Here is a 17,187-nt window from a genome sequence, read left to right on the forward strand (position 1 = left end):
TCCGAGCCCCGGAAGGGGGCAAGCGTCCATGAACACCAGTGAGTTGACGGAGACAGAGGCCGACGACCTGCTGCGATGTATCTGTTTCAAGACGGGTCCGCCACGCGCTGTCGGCGTGGAGCTGGAATGGCTCGTCCACGATCTGCACCACCCCCGGCTTCCCGTCCGGCACGAGCGTCTGGAAGCCGCCTACGCCGCCTTACGCACCCTGCCGCTGCGGTCGCCGCTCACCGTCGAACCCGGCGGCCAGCTTGAGCTCAGCTCGCTGCCCGCCGCATCCCTCATGGAGTGCATCTCCACCGTCTCCGCCGATCTGACGGCGGTTCGCGCCGCCCTCGAAGAGCGCGGCCTCGCACTCGTCGGCCTCGGTCAGGATCCCTGGCATCCCCCGCGCCGCATGCTGCGCCAGGCGCGGTACGACGCGATGGAGGCCCATCTCGACCGTTCGGGTCCGGCCGGCCGGGCCATGATGTGCTCCTCGGCCTCCGTCCAGGTCTGCATCGACGCCGGGTACGAGGAGCCCGGCCCGCTCGGCTTCGGGCGCCGCTGGCTGATGGCCCATCTGCTGGGCGCGGTCCTGGTCGCCGCGTTCGCCAACTCCCCTTTGCGAGACGCCGAGTTGACCGGCTGGCGGTCCACCCGGCAGGCCAACTGGAGCGACATCGACCCGGTGTGCGCGCTCGCCCCGCCTCTGGAAGAGCCGCCCCGCGAATCCTGGGCCGCACACGTCCTGGACGCCCCGGTCATGTGCGTACGGGCCGAGGAGGGGCCGTGGTCGGCGCCGCCGGGTCTCACCTTCCGGCAGTGGCTGCGCACCGGCCTGCCGCGGCCGCCGACCCGCACGGACCTCGACTACCACCTGACCACCCTGTTCCCGCCGGTGCGGCCGCGCGGCCATCTGGAACTGCGCATGATCGACGCGCAGCCCGGCGACCACGGGTGGACCGTGCCGCTCGCCGTGACCAGTGCGCTCTTCGACGACCCGGAGGCGGCCGAGATCGCCTACCGGACCGTCAAACCCCTTGCTGAGCGCACCGGTTCGCGGCCCGCGCCGCGCAACCCGCTCTGGCGGGCGGCCGCCCACGACGGGCTCGCCGACCCCGAGCTGCGCGAGGCCGCCACCGCGTGCTTCACGGCGGCGCTCGGCGCGCTCCCCCGCCTCGGCGCCTCCCCCGAGCTCCAGGACCGGGTGGCCGCCTTCACCGACCGCTATGTCGTACGGGGCCGATGTCCGGCCGACGACACTCCCTCACCCGTCCCACCGAAGGACATCCGCATATGACCGACCCGGAGCTGCTCAGGGCCCGCGCCCTGACAGCACTCACCGCTGCGCGCGCCCGCACCGGCGTGCTCACCTCCAGTGTCGAGGACCGTGAACTGACCGCGCAGCACTCGCCGTTGATGTCCCCCCTCGTCTGGGACCTGGCACACATCGGCAACCAGGAGGAGCAGTGGCTGCTGCGTGCCGTCGCCGGGCAGGACGCGATCCGGCCCGAGATCGACTCGCTGTACGACGCCTTCGAGCATCCGCGCGCCGCCCGCCCCACCCTGCCGCTGCTCGCCCCCGCCGAGGCGCGCCGGTACGCCGCCGATGTGCGGGGCCGGGCGATCGACGTCCTGGAGCGCACCCCGTTGCACGGCGGCCCGCTCACCGATGCCGCGTTCGCCTTCGGGATGATCGCCCAGCATGAACAGCAGCACGACGAGACCATGCTGATCACTCATCAGCTGCGCAAGGGCTCGGCGGCGCTCACCGCCCCCGAGCCGCCGCCCGGCAGCACCGAGGGCCTGCCCGCCGAAGTCCTCGTCCCCGCCGGCCCGTTCACCATGGGCACCTCGACCGAGCCGTGGGCGCTGGACAACGAGCGCCCCGCGCACCACCGCATCGTGCCCGCCTTCCATCTGGACACGACCCCGGTGACGTGCGGGGCGTACCTCCGCTTCATCGAGGACGGCGGCTACCGCGAGGAGCGCTGGTGGGAGCCCGCGGGCTGGGCGATGGTCCGCGAGCACGAGCTGGGCGCGCCGCTGTTCTGGCGGCAGGAGGGCGGCCAGTGGCTGCGCAGGCGGTTCGGGGTGACCGAGCCGGTACCGGTCAACGAGCCCGTTCTGCACGTCAGTTGGTACGAGGCCGACGCCTATGCCCGCTGGGCCGGGCGGCGGCTTCCGACCGAGGAGGAGTGGGAGAAGGCGGCCCGCCACGACCCGGACTCGGGCCGCTCCCGCCGCTACCCGTGGGGCGACGGCGACCCCACCCCGGCCCACGCCAACCTCGGCCAGCGCCACCTGCGACCCTCGCCCGCCGGAGCGTACCCCGAAGGCCAATCGCCCCTGGGCATACGGCAGTTGATCGGCGACGTGTGGGAGTGGACGTCCAGCGACTTCCTGCCCTACCCGGGCTTCGTGGCCTTCCCCTACCGCGAGTACTCGGAGGTCTTCTTCGGGCCCGGGCACAAGGTGCTGCGCGGCGGGGCGTTCTCCGTGGACGAGGTGGCCTGCCGGGGCACCTTCCGCAACTGGGACCTGCCGGTCCGGCGCCAGATCTTCGCGGGCTTCCGTACTGCCCGGGACGCCGACTGATGTGCCGTCATATTGCCTATGCGGGGCCGCCCTTGGCTCTGGGCGAGCTCCTCGTGCGGCCGCCGCACGGGCTGTACCGGCAGTCGTGGGCGCCGCGCCGCCAGCGCCATGGCACGGTCAACGCCGACGGCTTCGGCGTCGGCTGGTACGCGGACGGCGATCCGGTGCCCGCCCGCCACCGCCGGACCGGGCCGATCTGGGCCGACCCGAACTTCGCGGACCTGGCCCGGGTCGTCCGTACCGGAGCGCTGCTCGCGGCGGTCAGGGACGCCACCGAGGCGGGCGCGGACGGCGAGGCGGCGGCCGCACCTTTCGCCTCCGGACGCTGGCTGTTCAGCCACAACGGCGCCGTGCGGGACTGGCCGCGCAGTGCGGCGCCGCTCGCCGCCGCGCTGCCCGCCCAGGCTCTGCTCGGCCTGGAGGCCCGCTGCGACGCGGCGTTCGTCTGGGCGCTGGTACTCAACCGGCTGACCGGCGGCGACGAGGCGGGCCAGGCGATGGCCGACACGGTCACCGAGCTGGCTGCCGCGGCTCCCGGCTCGCGCCTGAACCTGCTGCTCACCGACGGCGAGACCATCACCGCCACCACCTGGGGCGACACCCTCTGGTACCTGCACTCCCCCGGCCGCTGCACCGTCGTCGCCTCCGAGCCGTACGACGACGACCCGTACTGGCGCGAGGTGCCCGACCGCACCCTGCTCGCCGCCACCCGCACCGATGTCCTGCTCACCCCCCTCAAGGAGCCCCAGTAGTGCGCCCGTTCCAGTTGACCCGCACCCTGCCCGAGGACGCCACCGGGGCCGCACTGCGCGCCGATGTGCTGCACGGGCTGTCCCTGACCCCCAAATCCCTTCCGCCCAAGTGGTTCTACGACGCGCGCGGCAGCGACCTGTTCGAGGAGATCACCCGGCTTCCCGACTACTACCCGACGCGGGCCGAGCGCGAGATCCTCACCGACCGCGCCGCCGAGATAGCCGCCGCGACCGACGCGCACACCCTGGTCGAACTCGGCTCGGGATCCTCCGAGAAGACCCGGCTGCTCCTGGACGCGCTGCCCGCGCCGCTGACGTACATACCGGTCGACGTGAGCGAGAGCGCGCTGGCCGGCGCGGCCGAGGGGCTGCTCGCCGACCACCCGGGCCTGCGCGTCCACGCGCTGATCGCGGACTTCACCCAGGTCCTCGAACTGCCCGAGGCGCCGGGCCCCCGCCTGGTGGCGTTCCTCGGCGGCACGATCGGCAATCTGCTGCCCGCCGAGCGGGCCGAATTCCTCACCTCGGTAAGGAAGTTGATGGCGCCGGGCGACTCGCTCCTCATCGGGACCGATCTGGTGAAGGAGGAGTCCGTCCTGGTCCGCGCGTACGACGATCCGACGGGGGTGACGGCGGCGTTCAACAAGAACGTGCTCAGCGTCATCGACCGTGAACTCGGGGCGGACTTCGATCCGGACGACTTCGACCACGTCGCGCTGTGGAACCGCGAGGAGGAGTGGATCGAGATGCGGCTGCGGGCCCGCCGCGACGTGACCGTGAAGATCCCCGAACTGGATCTCGTGGTCTCCTTCACGGCGGGCGAGGAGCTGCGTACCGAGGTGTCCGCGAAGTTCCGCGAGTCGGGCGTACGGGCCGAGTTGACGTCCGCCGGGTTCGTTCCGTCGCGCTGGTGGACGGATGCCGCCGGGCGGTTCGCGCTCTCGCTGGCGACCGCGGGCTGAGCAGCCGTGCGGGCCCCGTGGCGCTCGTGCCGCGGGGCCCGCACGAGGGCCGGGTCAGTGGCCGCCCGGTACGGGCTCCAGAACGAAGACCGGGATCTCGCGGTCCGTCTTCTTCTGGTAGTCCGCGTAGTCGGGGAACGCCGCGACGGCCCGCTCCCACCACTCGGCCTTCTCCTCGCCCGTCACCTCACGGGCCGTCATGTCCTGTCGTACGGTGCCGTCCTGGAGCTCCACCCTGGGGTCGGCGACGACGTTGTAGTACCAGACGGGGTTCTTGGGCGCGCCGCCCAGCGAGGCGACCACCGCGTACCGGCCGTCGTGCTCGACCCGCATCAGGGGGGTCTTGCGCACCTTGCCGCTCTTGGCGCCCCGCGTCGTCAGCAGGATCACGGACATGCCGCGCATCGTCATGCCTTCGGTGCCGCCAGAACGCTCGATGAGCTCGACCTGCTCACGCACCCACTGGGTGGTGCTCGGCTCGTACTCGCCGTCGAGAGGCATGCTGGGATCCCTTCGTCGTTGAACCTGCGGACCGGCCCGGCTTCGGCCGACTCACGTACAACATACGGCGCCCCTCCCGTCTTCCCCGCGACGCCACGGCTCCCGCGGGGAGGGGAAGGCCGGATCGGGACGTACGGGGCAGGAAGGCCGGATCCGGACGCTTGTTCGTGCCGGGGGCGGGCAGCGGGACCGGGTGTGCTTGTTCCGCGTCGGACGATCTTCCGCAGACTCCTATCGAGGACGTGCCGCCGATGGCGACTCCATCCGCTTCCAGAACCGCCCCGCAGCAGCCCAGAGGCCTTCCGCTGTGTGCCCGTTCGGCCTGGTCCGGCGTGCTCATCGGGGTGGGCATCGCCGCCTTCGTCGATGAGACGGTCTTCCACCAACTGCTGCACTGGCACCACTTCTACGACCGCTCGACCCCAGGCGTCGGCCTGGTGTCCGACGGGCTCTTCCACGCCTTCGGCTGGTTCGCCGTGGTGATCGGCCTGTTCATGGTCGCCGATCTGCGCCACCGGGCCGGCCTGGCGGGGCGCGCGCTGGCCGGGGGCATCCTGACCGGCATGGGCGCGTTCCAGCTGTACGACGGCACCGTCCAGCACAAGCTGATGAAGCTGCACCAGATCAGGTACCACGTCGATCTCACCCCGTACGACCTGACGTGGAACATCCTCGCCGTGCTGTTCCTCGCGGTCGGGGTTCTGCTGCTCCGCGCCGCCCGGCGCGCCAACACCCGCTAGCCGTGCTGGAGTTGACGGTTCATCAGCATGGTGGTGGGCAGCTGGGCGGGGCCGCTCTGCTCGCGGCCGGGTTCGCGTTGGGCGGCGGGGCCGGCTATCTGCTGGCGGCGGCGCGGCTGCGGCGGCGCGGGGACCGCTGGCCGCTCGCGCGGGACCTCACTTTCGCGGCGGGCGCCGCGGTCCTCCTCGCGGCGACTCTTGTCACGCCGCCGGGCGGACCGTTCACGGCCCACATGGCCCAGCACGTGGCCACGGGGATGGTCGCGCCGCTGCTGCTCGTCCTGGCCCGCCCCGTCACGCTCGCGCTGCGCTCCCTGCCGCCGGGCGGGCGCCGCCGCCTTCTGGCCGTCCTTCGCTCCCGGCCGGTCGGGCTGCTCGTGAATCCGCCGGTGGCCGCGCTGCTCGACCTCGGCGGGCTGTGGCTGCTCTACCGCACCCCGCTGTTCGCCGCCGCACACGAGCGGCCGTGGCTCGCGGTCCTGGTCCACGTCCATGTCTTCGCGGCCGGGCTGCTGTTCTCGGCCGCCGTCTGCTCGCTCGATCCGCTGCCGCGCCGCCATGGCGTGGTCCTCAGGTCGGCCGCGCTGGTCGGCGCGGGCGGCGCGCACGCCGTGCTCGCCAAGACGCTGTACGCGACCGCTCCGCCCAGCACCGGTTTCGCGCCGGGCGACCTCTCGGCCGCCGCCGAGCTCATGTACTACGGCGGCGACCTCGTCGAAATCGCCCTCGCGGCCGTCGTCGGGCTCCAGTGGTACGCGGCCGGCGGCCGCCGCCTCGCGCGCGAGGGCCGCCGCACCGCGGGGACCGGGGAGCCGCCCGCTTCAGCCTCCTACGGTCAGTGAAGCCGTGTGCGCGCGGACCTGCTCCGGGGTCAGATAGGCGTCCGTGTACTCGAAGTCCTTCAGCGTGGCGGGCTTCTGGGCCTGGAAGCCGGTGCGGACGAAGTCGTCGCCCGCCACCGCGTTCAGCATCCAGTTGGTCAGGACCCGGGTCTTGGCGACATTGGTGCGCAGCGCCGACCAGTGGTAGCCGCGCGCCACCGCCTGGGCGGGCAGGCCGCGCAGTTCGATGCCGAGCGGCTTGGAGACGGCGTCGCGGCCGCCGAGGTCCACGACGAGCCCGAGGTCCTTGTGGACGTACGGCTTCAGCGGCTGGTCGCGCAGCGCGGCGACGATGTTGTCGGCGAGCTTCGGGCCCTGGCGCATGGCGTGCTGCGCGGTGGGCGGGCAGAAGGCGCCCTCGCCCTTGGCGAGGTCGGGCACGGCCGCGGCGTCGCCGAGCGCGAACACGCCGTCCAGGTCCGGCACGGTCAGCTCGGGGGTGACCAGGAGCCGGCCGCGCTCCGTCTCCGCGTCGAGCGTGCCCACCAGGGGGCTGGCGGCGACGCCCGCCGTCCAGATGAGGGTGCGGCAGGGCAGGACGCGGCCGTCGGTGAAGGTGACCTTGTCCACGCCGGCCTCGGCGACGGACACCCCGAGCGACACCTCGATGCCGCGCTTCTGGAGGATCTCCAGGGCCGCCCTGCCGAGCCTGTCGCCGAGTTCGGGCATGAGCTTGGGCGCGATGTCGATGAGGTGCCACTTGATCTGGCGCGGGTCAAGGCGGGGGTACCGCTTGATGGCGTTCTGGGTGATCCGCTGGAGGCAGGCGGCGGTCTCGGTGCCCGCGTAGCCGCCGCCGACCACGACGAAGCGCAGCCGGGAGGCCCGCTCGTCCTCGTCGTCGCTGGCGTCGGCCAGGTCGAGCTGGGAGATGACGTGGTCGCGGATGTACGCGGCCTCCGCGAGGGTCTTCATGCCGCGGGCGTGGTCGAGCAGCCCGGGGATGTCGAAGGTGCGGGTCACGCTGCCGGGGGCCAGCACGATGTAGTCGTAGGGCTGGTCGAGTGTCTCGCCGGTGATCTTGCGGATGACGCAGATCTTCGCCTTGGGGTCCACTCCGATGGCGCCGCCCGGGATGATCCGGGTGCGGTGCTTGGCGCTGCGCCGCAGCGACACGGCCACCGACTGCGGGGTCAGGACCCCGGCCGCGACCTGCGGGAGCAGGGGCAGATACAGCTGGTAGGAGAACGGGGTGACCAGGGAGATCTCCGCTTCTCCCGGTTGGAGGCGGCGTTCCAGGCGGCGTACGCATTCGACGCCTGCGAAGCCGGCGCCTACGACGAGGATCCTCGGTCGTGCCACGGTGTGCGTCCTTTCCCTGGGACCTGTGAACGGGGACGAGCAGTGGGCCGTCCACTGCCCGAGTGCCCCTGACCGCCGTTCGCCAACACCCCCATAGTGATCAACGGAGCTCGGCCGCACCACCGAATGCCCCAACCCGGCGACAAGAAACGGCGCCGCCCGTCCGGGGTGGACCCGGTCGGACGGCGCCGTTCGTGAGGGTGGGCGGACGTCAGGCGACGGTGCCGCTCTTGCTGATGGCGACCTTGGCGCTCAGGGCGCCGCTGCGGCTGCCGAGCTTCTCGATCTGCTTGACGAGGTCCTCGCCCTCGACGACCTCGCCGAAGACGACGTGCTTGCCGTCCAGCCACGAGGTGACGACGGTCGTCACGAAGAACTGGGAGCCGTTGCTGTTCGGGCCCGCGTTGGCCATCGACAGCAGGAACGGCCGGTCGTGCTTGAGGACGAAGTTCTCGTCCTTGAACTTGGCGCCGTAGATGCTCTTGCCGCCGGTGCCGTTGCCGTGCGTGAAGTCGCCGCCCTGGAGCATGAACTCCGGGATGACGCGGTGGAAGGCGGAGCCCTCGTAGCCGTAGCCGTTCTGGCCGGTGGCGAGCTCGCGGAAGTTGCGCGCGGTCTCCGGGACGACGTCGTCGAAGAGCCGGAAGACGATGCGGCCGGCGTCCTTGCCGTCAATGGTGATGTCGAAAAATACGTTCTGCATGGACCCCATCCTGACATCAGCCGTCCCATGACCCAATCCCGGCTCGCCCCATCGGCCCCGACGAGGCGCAAAACCGGGCCCCGCTCAGGGGAACAGCAGGGTCGTGATCCGGTCGGAAGCGGTCTTGGCGGCCTTCTTCGGGTCGGCTCCGTCGAGGACGGCCGTCATGTACGGCTTGATGGGGTTGTCGGCCTCGACGGCCGCCCACTGCGGCGAGTTGGGCGTGGCCCGCCCCTGCGCCGCGCCCTTGGCCATCGCGGCGGTGCCGGCCCGGCCCTCGACCGCGGGGGCGAGCGTGGACTTGTTGGGCACGTAGTTCATCGTGGTGGCGAGATCCGTCTGCCACTTCTCGCCGGTCAGCGCGGCGACGACCTGGACGGCCTCGGCCCGGTGCGCGGTCCTGCGCGGGATGATCAGGTCCGAGCCACCGGTGAAGACCGCGCCCGGCTTGGCGTCGGTGGGCCCCGGGATCGGGAAGTAGCCCAGCTTGTCCGCGAGCTTCGGGTTGGCCTTCTGGACGGCCCTAGCGGCGCCGGGCACCGCGATCATCTGCGCGACCTTGCCCTTGGCGAAGACGTCGGCCTGCGGCGGGGTCGCCTCGTCCGCGTTCCTGGGGCCCCGGCCGAGCGCCTGGAGCTGCTTGTAGAACTCCATGCCGCGCAGCGCGGCCGGGCTGCCGAGCGTGCCCTTCCAGTCGCCGGTGTCCTCCTGGGCGAGCTCCCCGCCCTCGTCCCAGACGAATCCGGCCAGCGTGTACCAGTCCTGGCCAGCGAGGTAAATGCCTTGTGTGGAGCCGGAGTTGAGCTTCGCGGTGTCGGCGAGCCACTCCGCGCGGTTCTTGGGCGGCTTGGTGATTCCGGCGGCCCCGAACAGGTCCTTGTTGTAGATGACGACGCGGTTGGCGGCGTACCAGGGGATGCCGTACTGCATGCCGTCCACATTGCCGGGCTGGGCGAGGCCCGGCAGCCAGGCGTCGCTGCCCCAGTCGCGCAGTGACTCCAGGGTCATGTCGAGCAGGCCGCCGCTCGTCGCGTACTGGGGCACCTGGGTGTTGCCGACCTCGATGACGTCCGGCGCGTCGCCGCCCTTCAGGGCGGCCGTGATCTTCTCGCCGATTCCGGTCCACTCCTGGATCCGGACGTCGAGTTCGACGCCCTTGTGCTCCTTCTCGAAGCCCTGCTCGAAACGCTGCACGAAGTCGTCGGAGGCGCTGTCCTTCATCAGCCAGACGGTGACCTCGGTGGTGCCGTCGCCGAATCCGGGTATCGCACCGCAGCCACTGAGGGCGCATACCGAGACGAGGGCCGCGGAGCAGGCGAGAGTACGGCGGATCTTCACGAAAGGTCACCTTCTGCGTGTGGGCAAGCAGTCATGACCCGACGTGGGGGCAAGCGCGCTGTGGCTTGTTCGGGTGTGGCTCGTGAGTTTGGTATGGACCAATGAGGCGGTCAAGCCCCGGAGGGGAGCGAACTTTCCCGGCCGCCGCCGGACCGGCCCGGCCGGGGCCCGGGCCGCTGTCTCGCGGAGTGCGGCCGGGTGGGGCACCGTGGAGTAACGCGACGAGAGGAGAGCACCTCCATGTCCCACCACACGTACCGCGTCAGCGAGATCGTCGGCACCTCTCACGAGGGCGTTGACCAGGCCATCCGCAACGGGGTCGCCCGCGCGGCGCAGACCCTGCGCAACCTGGACTGGTTCGAGGTGACGCAGGTCCGCGGCCACATCGAGAACGGCGTGATCGAGCACTACCAGGTCGGCCTCAAGGTCGGCTTCCGGCTCGACGACGACGCCGAGGTCTGACCCAGGGGTCGAGAATTCCGGCCCCGGGCCACGGCTGAAGTCTGACCCTGGACCTCAGCTTCAGGCTTCGCGTCGGCGGACCCGGTTTCCGGCCCGCCGCCACCCTCAGCCGGACCGCGCCGAGCGGCCTCTCAGGTGCGCCCCTCGCGCTCCTGGGCGTCCTTCAGCGCCTCGCCGGCCACGGCCCACCGGGCCCGCACGACGCGGAACCCTGCCTGCTCGACGGCATCGCAGACCAGCTCGTCGTCGTCGACCAGCATGCGGATCTCGCGACCCCGGCCGAGCCCGCGCAGGATCTGCAGCTTGGTGACGCGGGCGGGGCGCCGGTCGTCGTTGCGCCGCATGTGCAGGGCGCCGGCCGGAAGGCCCTGCTCGGCGAGCCAGGACAGGGTGTCCTCGCGGCACCGTTCGGGCCGTCCGGTGAGGTAGACGACCTCGCAGTCCCCGGCGGCCTCACGGCACAGCGCCACGCCCTCGGCGAGCGGCGGGTCGGCGGGCGCCGCCGCGAAGAACGCGTCCCAGTCGCGGGGCCCGCGGTCGAGGAAGCGCTGGCGGTGGGAGCTGTCCGCGAGCGTGCCGTCCAGGTCGAAGACGGCCAGGGGCCGGGTGTTGTCGATCACGCCCCCAGGCTAGAACCGGCCACCGAGGCAGCGGCGGCCGGGGCGCGGGAATCATGGCGCGTCCCAGACGTTGAACCCCATGTGACCTCAGTGATCGCGACGACCCGTTTCTCCGTACTCGACCGCTCGCGCATCCGCGCCGGGCACGACGGACCGCAGGCCCTGCGGGACACCGTCGCGCTGGCCCGCGAGGCCGAGCGGCTCGGGTACCACCGGTTCTGGGTCTCCGAGCACCACTCCGTGCCCGGCGTCGCGGGCTCCGCGCCGGCCGTCCTGGCCGCGGCCGTCGCGTCGGCCACCTCCACGATCCGGGTCGGCACCGGCGGCGTGATGCTGCCGAATCACCAACCCCTCGTCGTGGCCGAGGAGTTCGGGGTTCTGGAATCGCTTTTTCCGGGGCGCATCGACATGGGGCTCGGCCGCTCGGTGGGCTTCACCGACGGAATCCGCAAGGCGCTGGGCCGCGACAAGAAGGACGCCGACGACTTCGGTACGCAGTTGGCCGAACTGCTCGGCTACTTCGACGGGACCCAGACCGCGCACCCCCAGGTCCACGCCCGCCCCGCCGAGGGCCTGGCCGTCCCCGCGTTCGTCCTCGCCACCGGGCAGGGCGCCCTCGTCGCCGCCGAGGCCGGGCTCCCACTGGTCATCGCCAACGTGCGCGGCGAGGACGCGATGCTGCGGGCCATCGACGCCTACCGCGACGGCTTCCGTCCCTCGGCGCACTTCGAGCGCCCGTACGTCGTCGTGTCCGGCACGGTCGCCGTCGCGGACACCACGGAGGCCGCCCACCGGATCCTGGTTCCGGAAGCCTGGTCGACGGCGTACTCCCGCACCCAGGGCGAGTTCCCCGCGCTGTCCCCGGCCGACGACATCCTCGCGCGGGCCATGACGGACGGCGAGCGGACCCTGTTCGCGGACGCGCTGCGCAGGCAGGTGTACGGGACGGAGGAGGAGGTGGCCGACGCGCTGGAGAAGCTCATCGAGCACAGCGGCGCGGACGAGTTCCTCGTCACGACCAGCACGTACGACCGTGAGGCGCTGCTCGACTCCTACCGGCGGCTCGCCCGGATCGCGGACCTGGCCGCCCGTCCGAAGGCCTGACCGCGAGCCCCGGGCCGAAGATCGCGCGCCGACACCCGAACCGTAGAATTCCGGTATGCAAACCCCCTCTGACCCGTACGTCCGTGTCCGCGGCGCCCGCGAGCACAATCTGCGCGGGGTGGACGTCGACATTCCGCGTGACTGCATCGCCGTGTTCACCGGCGTCTCCGGGTCGGGGAAGTCCTCGCTCGCGTTCGGCACGATCTACGCCGAGGCGCAGCGCCGCTATTTCGAGTCGGTGGCGCCGTACGCGCGCCGGCTGATCCATCAGGTGGGTGCGCCGAAGGTCGGCGAGATCTCGGGGCTGCCGCCCGCCGTCTCCCTGGAGCAGCGCCGCTCGGCGCCCTCGTCGCGCTCCTCGGTCGGCACGGTGACCACCCTCTCCAACTCGCTGCGCATGCTGTTCTCGCGGGCCGGGGACTATCCGCCGGGCGCCGAGCGCCTCGACTCGGACGCCTTCTCGCCCAACACAGCCGCCGGCGCCTGCCCCGAGTGCCAGGGCCTCGGCCGCATCCACCGCACCAGCGAGGAACTACTCGTCCCCGACCCCTCGCTGTCCATCCGCGAGGGCGCGATCGCCGCGTGGCCGGGTGCCTGGCAGGGCAAGAACCTCCGCGACGTGCTCGACACGCTCGGCCACGACGTGGACCGCCCGTGGTGCGAGCTGGCTCAGAAGGACCGGGACTGGATCCTGTTCACCGACGAGCAGCCGGTGGTCACGGTGCACCCGGTGCGCGAGGCCGGCCGCATCCAACGCCCTTACCAGGGCACGTACTTCAGCGCCCGGCGCTATGTGATGAAGACGTTCGCGGAGAGCAAGAGCCAGACCCTGCGAGCGAAGGCCGAGCGGTTTCTGACGGCGGCCGACTGCCCGGTGTGCGGCGGCAGCCGGCTGCGTCCGGAGGCGCTCGCCGTCACCTTCGCGGGCCGTACGATCGCCGACCTCGTCGCCCTTCCGCTGACCTCGCTGGCCGAGCTGCTGCGCACCGCGGGCGGCGGCCCGACGGCCGACGCGCTCACCGCCGACCTGCTCTCCCGCATCGGCCCGGTCCTTGAGCTGGGCCTCGGCTATCTGAGCCTGGACCGGACCGCGCCCACCCTCTCGGCGGGCGAACTGCAGCGCCTGCGGCTCGCCACCCAGCTGCGCTCCGGGCTCTTCGGCGTGGTGTACGTCCTGGACGAGCCGTCGGCGGGGCTGCACCCGGCCGACACCGAGGCGCTGCTCACGGTCCTCGACCGGCTGAAGGCGGCGGGCAACTCGGTGTTCGTCGTCGAGCACCATCTGGATGTGGTGCGGCACGCGGACTGGCTGGTCGACGTGGGTCCGCTGGCCGGCGAGCACGGCGGCCAAGTGCTGCACAGCGGGCCGTTGGCCGAGCTCGCCCGCGTCGAGGAGTCGGCGACCCGCCGCTTCCTCTTCGACCGCTCCCCCGCGCCGCGCCGCACCGTCCGCGAGCCGCGCGGCCGCCTTGAGCTGACCGGTGTGACCCGGCACAATCTGCGCGGCGTCGACGCGGCGTTCCCGCTCGGCGTGTTCACGGCGGTGACCGGCGTCTCCGGCTCCGGAAAGTCCACCCTGGTCGACGCGCTGACCGAACAACTCCCCGGTGTGGGGCGGCTGGTGAGGGTGGATCAGAAACCGATCGGCCGCACCCCGCGTTCCAATCTGGCCACCTACACCGGCCTCTTCGACGTCGTACGCAAGCTCTTCACCGCCGCCGACGAGGCGAAGGCGCGCGGCTACAAGGCGGGCCGGTTCTCCTTCAATGTGGCCGGCGGCCGGTGCGAGACCTGTCAGGGCGAGGGCTTCGTGTCGGTGGAGCTGCTCTTCCTGCCGAGCACGTACGCGCCCTGCCCGGACTGTCACGGCGCGCGCTACAACCCCGAGACGCTCGAAGTCACCCATCGGGGCCGCAACATCGCCGAGGTGCTCGACCTCACGGTGGAGGCGGCGGCCGAGGTCTTCGCGGACACCCCGTCGGCCGCCCGCAGTCTGAGCGCGCTGCTCGACGTCGGCCTCGGCTATCTGCGCCTCGGCCAGCCCGCCACCGAGCTGTCGGGCGGCGAGGCCCAACGCATCAAGCTGGCAACGGAGTTGCAGCGCGTCCGCCGCGAGCACACCCTGTACGTCCTCGACGAGCCGACGACGGGGCTGCACCCCGCCGACGTCGAGATCCTGCTGCGCCAGCTGCACGGCCTGGTCGACGCGGGCCACTCGGTGGTCGTCGTCGAGCACGACATGAGCGTGGTGGCGGGCGCCGACTGGATGCTCGACCTGGGTCCCGGCGGCGGTGACGAGGGCGGCCGCATCGTGGCGGCGGGCCCGCCCGCCGAGGTCGCCGACGCCGGAGTGGGTCGTACGGCGCCCTACCTGGCGAAGGCCCTGGCCGAGATCTGATCGGCTCGGGGTGACCCCGAACTCGCCATCGCCGCACGTCGGTTGAGGGTCGAGGCAAACAGCGCGGAATGAATTGGCCTAGACCCTTGACCGGCTGTTGGTCCAGACCAATCATGGGGCGTCCGCACCCTTCTCTCACCCCCGTCGGAGAGCCCCGATGAGACGTCCGAGATCCGTCCGCGCCCTGCTCGCCACGCTCAGCACCGTCGCCGCTTCCGCCGGCCTCGTCATCGGGGCCGACGGCGCCGCGCACGCCGCCACCCCGCTCCCCGCCCACGTCTTCGCGCCGTACTTCGAGGCGTACTCCTCCGACAGCCCCGCCGATCTGGCGCAGAAGTCGGGTGCCAAGTACCTCACGATGGCGTTCGTGCAGGCCGACGCGAAGGGCTCGTGCACCCCGTACTGGAACGGCTCGACGGGCCAGCCGATCTCGTCTTCCGTGTTCGGCGCCGACATCTCCACCATCCGCTCGCGCGGCGGCGACGTCATCCCGTCGTTCGGCGGGTACGCGGCCGACAACGGCGGCACCGAGATCGCCGACAGCTGCACCAGTGTGGACTCGATCGCGGCCGCGTACGAGAAGGTCATCACCACCTACGACCTCTCCCGGCTCGACATGGACATCGAGGACAACTCGCTGACCAACAAGGCGGGCATCGACCGCCGCAACCAGGCGATCAAGAAGGTGCAGGACTGGGCGGCCGCGGGCGGGCGCTCGGTGCAGTTCTCGTACACCCTGCCCACCACCACCGGCGGACTCGCCGACAGCGGGCTCGCGGTCCTCAACAGCGCGGTGAAGTACGGCGCGAAGGTCGACGTCGTGAACATCATGACCTTCGACTACTACGACGGCGCCACGCACAACATGGCCAACGACACCCAGACCGCCGCCACCGGCCTCTACAACCAGCTGGCCTCCCTCTACCCGGGCAAGTCGTCCGCCCAGCTGTGGGGCATGATCGGCGTCACCGAGATGCCGGGCATCGACGACTACGGCCCGGCCGAGACGTTCACCACGGCGGACGCGACCGCCGTCTACAACTGGGCAACCTCCAAGGGCATCAACACCCTTTCGTTCTGGGCCCTCCAGCGCGACAACGGCGGCTGCCCCGGCACCGGCGGGCAGGACACCTGCTCCGGCATCGCTCAGGACCCGTGGTACTTCAGCCACACCTTCGAGCCGTTCACCGGGGGCGGCGGGCCGGTGCAGGACGACTTCTCGGTGGCCGTCGCGCCCGGTTCGGCCTCGGTGGCCCCCGGCGGCTCCACCACCGCCACGGTGAGTACGGCGGTGACCTCCGGCAGCGCCAAGTCCCTCGCGCTGACCGCCACCGGCGCCCCCGCCGGAGTGACGGCGACGCTCAGCCCGGCCTCCGTCACCGCGGGCGCCTCGGCCCAGCTCACGGTCGGCGCTTCTGCCTCGGCCGCGCCCGGAACATACCCGATCACCATCACGGGCACCGCCGGCTCGCTCGCCCACTCGACGACCTTCACGCTCACCGTGACGGGCTCCGGCGGCAACCCCGGCGCCCTGGTCAACGGCGGCTTCGAGAGCGGCTCCCTCGCCCCGTGGTCCTGCGACAGCGGCGCCGGTGTGGTGTCGAGCCCGGTGCACGGAGGCTCGTACGCGCTGAAGACCGCGCCCACCTCCGCGCAGACCGGCGAGTGCGCGCAGACGCTCACGCTGACCCCCAACACCAAGTACACGCTGAGCGGTTGGGTGCAGGGCAGCTACGCCTACCTCGGCGTGCGCGGCGGCGCCACGGGCAGCACCTGGACCAGCTCCACCGGCTGGTCGAAGCTGACCGTGCCGTTCACGACGGGCGCCTCGGGCACCGTCACCGTCTACCTGCACGGCTGGTACGGGCAGGGCGCGGTGTACGGGGACGACCTCTCCGTCGGGTAGGTACGGTCACTCGCGCGCCCGCCGGGAGCTACCGCCGTGGCGTCTCCACCTCGGCGCGGACCGCCCGCATGATCGGCGCGACGTCGGCGGCCGTGTAGCCGAGCCTGGTGCCGGTGCCGTCGGTCTTGGGGATGACGGTGACGCCTGCGGCGGTGGTCGCGGTGAACCACGAGCAGGTGGAGACCGCGGTGGTGAGCACCCCGGACTGGACCAGGACGGTGTTGCAGATCGCCCGGCCGCCGTGCGGGCCCGGCTCGGCATCGATGGCGCTGGTGGTCACGCGATCACCGGCGCCATCGTCGTGGACGGCCGGGAGCTGGCTGAGGGCATCGTGGAGACGGTCGGGATCGAACCCGCTGCCGGTGACGCCGGTGTAGAAGATCCAGGCGCCGTCCGCACAGTCGTCGTAGTAGGCCCGCACGGGCGTGCCGGAGACGGAGAGGCGCCCGGCGTTCTGCCGCATGTCGGCGTCGAACCGCTGCACCATGTCGGCGGGCGGCTGCCCCTGGGGATGGCCGGCCGCCACCTGCGGCGCGGTCAGCGCCCACCGGGTGCCGCCCTGCGTGGTGGCACCGCCCCCGGCCGTGCCCGGGACGGACGGCGCACCGCCTGGGACGGACGGCCCGCCGGGAGGGCCGGCCGAGCCGGAGGCAGGACCGCAGCCCGACGCCAGGGGCGCTCCCAACACCGCGCAGAGGAGAAGCGGTGCGAGAGCGGACCGGCCGGGACGCGGTACGGACGGGACGCCCGGCAGCCGGGAGACGGAACGGACCATGTGCGGCCTCCTTGTGGACGGGACACGACCGGGCTTCGGGCGCAGCCGCGCCTGGGCATGGCTGCGCCAGGGCGAGTGCGGGCCGAGGCCCTCGGGATGCCGCCGAGTCTGGCAGCCGCACGCCCACCGGGCACCCCTGTCGCACAGCGCCGCTTGCCCCTGC

General features: G+C 72.1%; 16 protein-coding genes. 10 read left to right on the forward strand and 6 right to left on the reverse strand.

Annotated features, from left to right (window positions below):
- Positions 1 to 28: 28 nt before the first annotated feature.
- The 4 genes from egtA to egtD are packed head-to-tail and all read left to right on the forward strand — an operon-like array spanning position 29 to position 4,294.
- The gene (gene egtA, locus OHA17_RS04665) at positions 29 to 1,282 is read left to right on the forward strand and encodes an ergothioneine biosynthesis glutamate--cysteine ligase EgtA (RefSeq protein WP_406504304.1); all 1,254 of its coding nucleotides are present in this window, start codon (positions 29 to 31) and stop codon (positions 1,280 to 1,282) included.
- A complete protein-coding gene (gene egtB, locus OHA17_RS04670; protein WP_406504306.1) occupies positions 1,279 to 2,580 on the forward strand; it encodes an ergothioneine biosynthesis protein EgtB in 1,302 nt (433 codons plus the stop codon). The genes egtA and egtB overlap by 4 nt, the downstream gene beginning before the upstream one ends.
- Positions 2,580 to 3,332 carry an ergothioneine biosynthesis protein EgtC gene (gene egtC / locus OHA17_RS04675; protein ID WP_406504308.1) on the forward strand — a complete coding sequence of 251 codons (753 nt, stop codon included), beginning with the start codon at positions 2,580 to 2,582 and terminating at the stop codon, positions 3,330 to 3,332. The genes egtB and egtC overlap by 1 nt, the downstream gene beginning before the upstream one ends.
- Positions 3,332 to 4,294 carry an L-histidine N(alpha)-methyltransferase gene (gene egtD, locus OHA17_RS04680; RefSeq protein ID WP_406504310.1) on the forward strand — a complete coding sequence of 321 codons (963 nt, stop codon included), beginning with the start codon at positions 3,332 to 3,334 and terminating at the stop codon, positions 4,292 to 4,294. The genes egtC and egtD overlap by 1 nt, the downstream gene beginning before the upstream one ends.
- 54 nt (positions 4,295 to 4,348) lie before the next feature.
- Here the strand turns inward: egtD and OHA17_RS04685 are convergent, their stop codons facing one another.
- The gene (locus tag OHA17_RS04685; protein WP_398872905.1) at positions 4,349 to 4,795 is read right to left on the reverse strand and encodes a nitroreductase family deazaflavin-dependent oxidoreductase; all 447 of its coding nucleotides are present in this window, start codon (positions 4,793 to 4,795) and stop codon (positions 4,349 to 4,351) included.
- Between the two features lie 251 nt (positions 4,796 to 5,046).
- Between OHA17_RS04685 and OHA17_RS04690 the strand changes: the two genes are divergently transcribed.
- The gene (locus OHA17_RS04690; RefSeq protein ID WP_406504312.1) at positions 5,047 to 5,535 is read left to right on the forward strand and encodes a DUF2243 domain-containing protein; all 489 of its coding nucleotides are present in this window, start codon (positions 5,047 to 5,049) and stop codon (positions 5,533 to 5,535) included.
- A gap of 2 nt (positions 5,536 to 5,537) precedes the next feature.
- On the forward strand, positions 5,538 to 6,377 hold the full coding sequence (locus OHA17_RS04695) for a cytochrome c oxidase assembly protein (RefSeq protein WP_406504314.1): 840 nt from the start codon (positions 5,538 to 5,540) through the stop codon (positions 6,375 to 6,377).
- On the opposite strand, the gene OHA17_RS04700 is transcribed toward OHA17_RS04695, so the two are convergent.
- From OHA17_RS04700 to OHA17_RS04710, 3 genes are all read right to left on the reverse strand, one after another.
- On the reverse strand, positions 6,357 to 7,718 hold the full coding sequence (locus OHA17_RS04700; RefSeq protein ID WP_406504316.1) for an NAD(P)/FAD-dependent oxidoreductase: 1,362 nt from the start codon (positions 7,716 to 7,718) through the stop codon (positions 6,357 to 6,359). The genes OHA17_RS04695 and OHA17_RS04700 overlap by 21 nt on opposite strands.
- 211 nt (positions 7,719 to 7,929) lie before the next feature.
- Positions 7,930 to 8,421 (reverse strand): peptidylprolyl isomerase, encoded by a 492-nt coding sequence (locus OHA17_RS04705; protein WP_406504318.1) that lies wholly within the window; start codon positions 8,419 to 8,421, stop codon positions 7,930 to 7,932.
- Positions 8,422 to 8,505: 84 nt separating this feature from the next.
- Positions 8,506 to 9,759 carry an extracellular solute-binding protein gene (locus OHA17_RS04710; protein WP_406504320.1) on the reverse strand — a complete coding sequence of 418 codons (1,254 nt, stop codon included), beginning with the start codon at positions 9,757 to 9,759 and terminating at the stop codon, positions 8,506 to 8,508.
- Positions 9,760 to 9,999: 240 nt separating this feature from the next.
- Between OHA17_RS04710 and OHA17_RS04715 the strand changes: the two genes are divergently transcribed.
- On the forward strand, positions 10,000 to 10,221 hold the full coding sequence (locus OHA17_RS04715; RefSeq protein WP_053725434.1) for a dodecin: 222 nt from the start codon (positions 10,000 to 10,002) through the stop codon (positions 10,219 to 10,221).
- A gap of 131 nt (positions 10,222 to 10,352) precedes the next feature.
- On the opposite strand, the gene OHA17_RS04720 is transcribed toward OHA17_RS04715, so the two are convergent.
- Positions 10,353 to 10,841 (reverse strand): hypothetical protein, encoded by a 489-nt coding sequence (locus tag OHA17_RS04720; RefSeq protein WP_406504322.1) that lies wholly within the window; start codon positions 10,839 to 10,841, stop codon positions 10,353 to 10,355.
- Positions 10,842 to 10,922: 81 nt separating this feature from the next.
- Here OHA17_RS04720 and OHA17_RS04725 point away from each other — a divergent pair, with 81 nt between their 5' ends.
- The 3 genes from OHA17_RS04725 (at position 10,923) to OHA17_RS04735 (ending at position 16,249) form a co-directional block, all read left to right on the forward strand.
- A complete protein-coding gene (locus OHA17_RS04725) occupies positions 10,923 to 11,945 on the forward strand; it encodes an LLM class flavin-dependent oxidoreductase (protein WP_406504324.1) in 1,023 nt (340 codons plus the stop codon).
- A 55-nt stretch (positions 11,946 to 12,000) separates the two neighbouring features.
- On the forward strand, positions 12,001 to 14,343 hold the full coding sequence (locus tag OHA17_RS04730) for an ATP-binding cassette domain-containing protein (protein ID WP_406504325.1): 2,343 nt from the start codon (positions 12,001 to 12,003) through the stop codon (positions 14,341 to 14,343).
- 157 nt (positions 14,344 to 14,500) lie between these two features.
- On the forward strand, positions 14,501 to 16,249 hold the full coding sequence (locus OHA17_RS04735; RefSeq protein WP_406504327.1) for a carbohydrate binding domain-containing protein: 1,749 nt from the start codon (positions 14,501 to 14,503) through the stop codon (positions 16,247 to 16,249).
- A 28-nt stretch (positions 16,250 to 16,277) separates the two neighbouring features.
- On the opposite strand, the gene OHA17_RS04740 is transcribed toward OHA17_RS04735, so the two are convergent.
- Complete coding sequence (locus OHA17_RS04740) at positions 16,278 to 17,024, reverse strand: hypothetical protein (RefSeq protein WP_406504329.1); 747 nt, start codon at positions 17,022 to 17,024, stop codon at positions 16,278 to 16,280.
- Positions 17,025 to 17,187: the final 163 nt, after the last annotated feature.

Origin of the sequence: Streptomyces sp. NBC_00212 (assembly GCF_045206365.1) — a bacterium.
Taxonomy (GTDB): Bacteria; Actinomycetota; Actinomycetes; order Streptomycetales; family Streptomycetaceae; genus Streptomyces.

Excerpts from the sequence above, each read along its gene's own strand:
- egtA (WP_406504304.1), top strand. The coding sequence starts at position 29 with ATGAACACCAGTGAGTTGACGGAGACAGAGGCCGACGACCTGCTGCGA.
- OHA17_RS04735 (WP_406504327.1), top strand. The coding sequence starts at position 14,501 with ATGAGACGTCCGAGATCCGTCCGCGCCCTGCTCGCCACGCTCAGCACC.
- egtB (WP_406504306.1), top strand. The coding sequence starts at position 1,279 with ATGACCGACCCGGAGCTGCTCAGGGCCCGCGCCCTGACAGCACTCACC.
- OHA17_RS04705 (WP_406504318.1), bottom strand. The coding sequence starts at position 8,421 with ATGCAGAACGTATTTTTCGACATCACCATTGACGGCAAGGACGCCGGC.
- OHA17_RS04715 (WP_053725434.1), top strand. The coding sequence starts at position 10,000 with ATGTCCCACCACACGTACCGCGTCAGCGAGATCGTCGGCACCTCTCAC.
- egtC (WP_406504308.1), top strand. The coding sequence starts at position 2,580 with ATGTGCCGTCATATTGCCTATGCGGGGCCGCCCTTGGCTCTGGGCGAG.
- OHA17_RS04740 (WP_406504329.1), bottom strand. The coding sequence starts at position 17,024 with ATGGTCCGTTCCGTCTCCCGGCTGCCGGGCGTCCCGTCCGTACCGCGT.
- OHA17_RS04685 (WP_398872905.1), bottom strand. The coding sequence starts at position 4,795 with ATGCCTCTCGACGGCGAGTACGAGCCGAGCACCACCCAGTGGGTGCGT.
- OHA17_RS04690 (WP_406504312.1), top strand. The coding sequence starts at position 5,047 with ATGGCGACTCCATCCGCTTCCAGAACCGCCCCGCAGCAGCCCAGAGGC.
- OHA17_RS04730 (WP_406504325.1), top strand. The coding sequence starts at position 12,001 with ATGCAAACCCCCTCTGACCCGTACGTCCGTGTCCGCGGCGCCCGCGAG.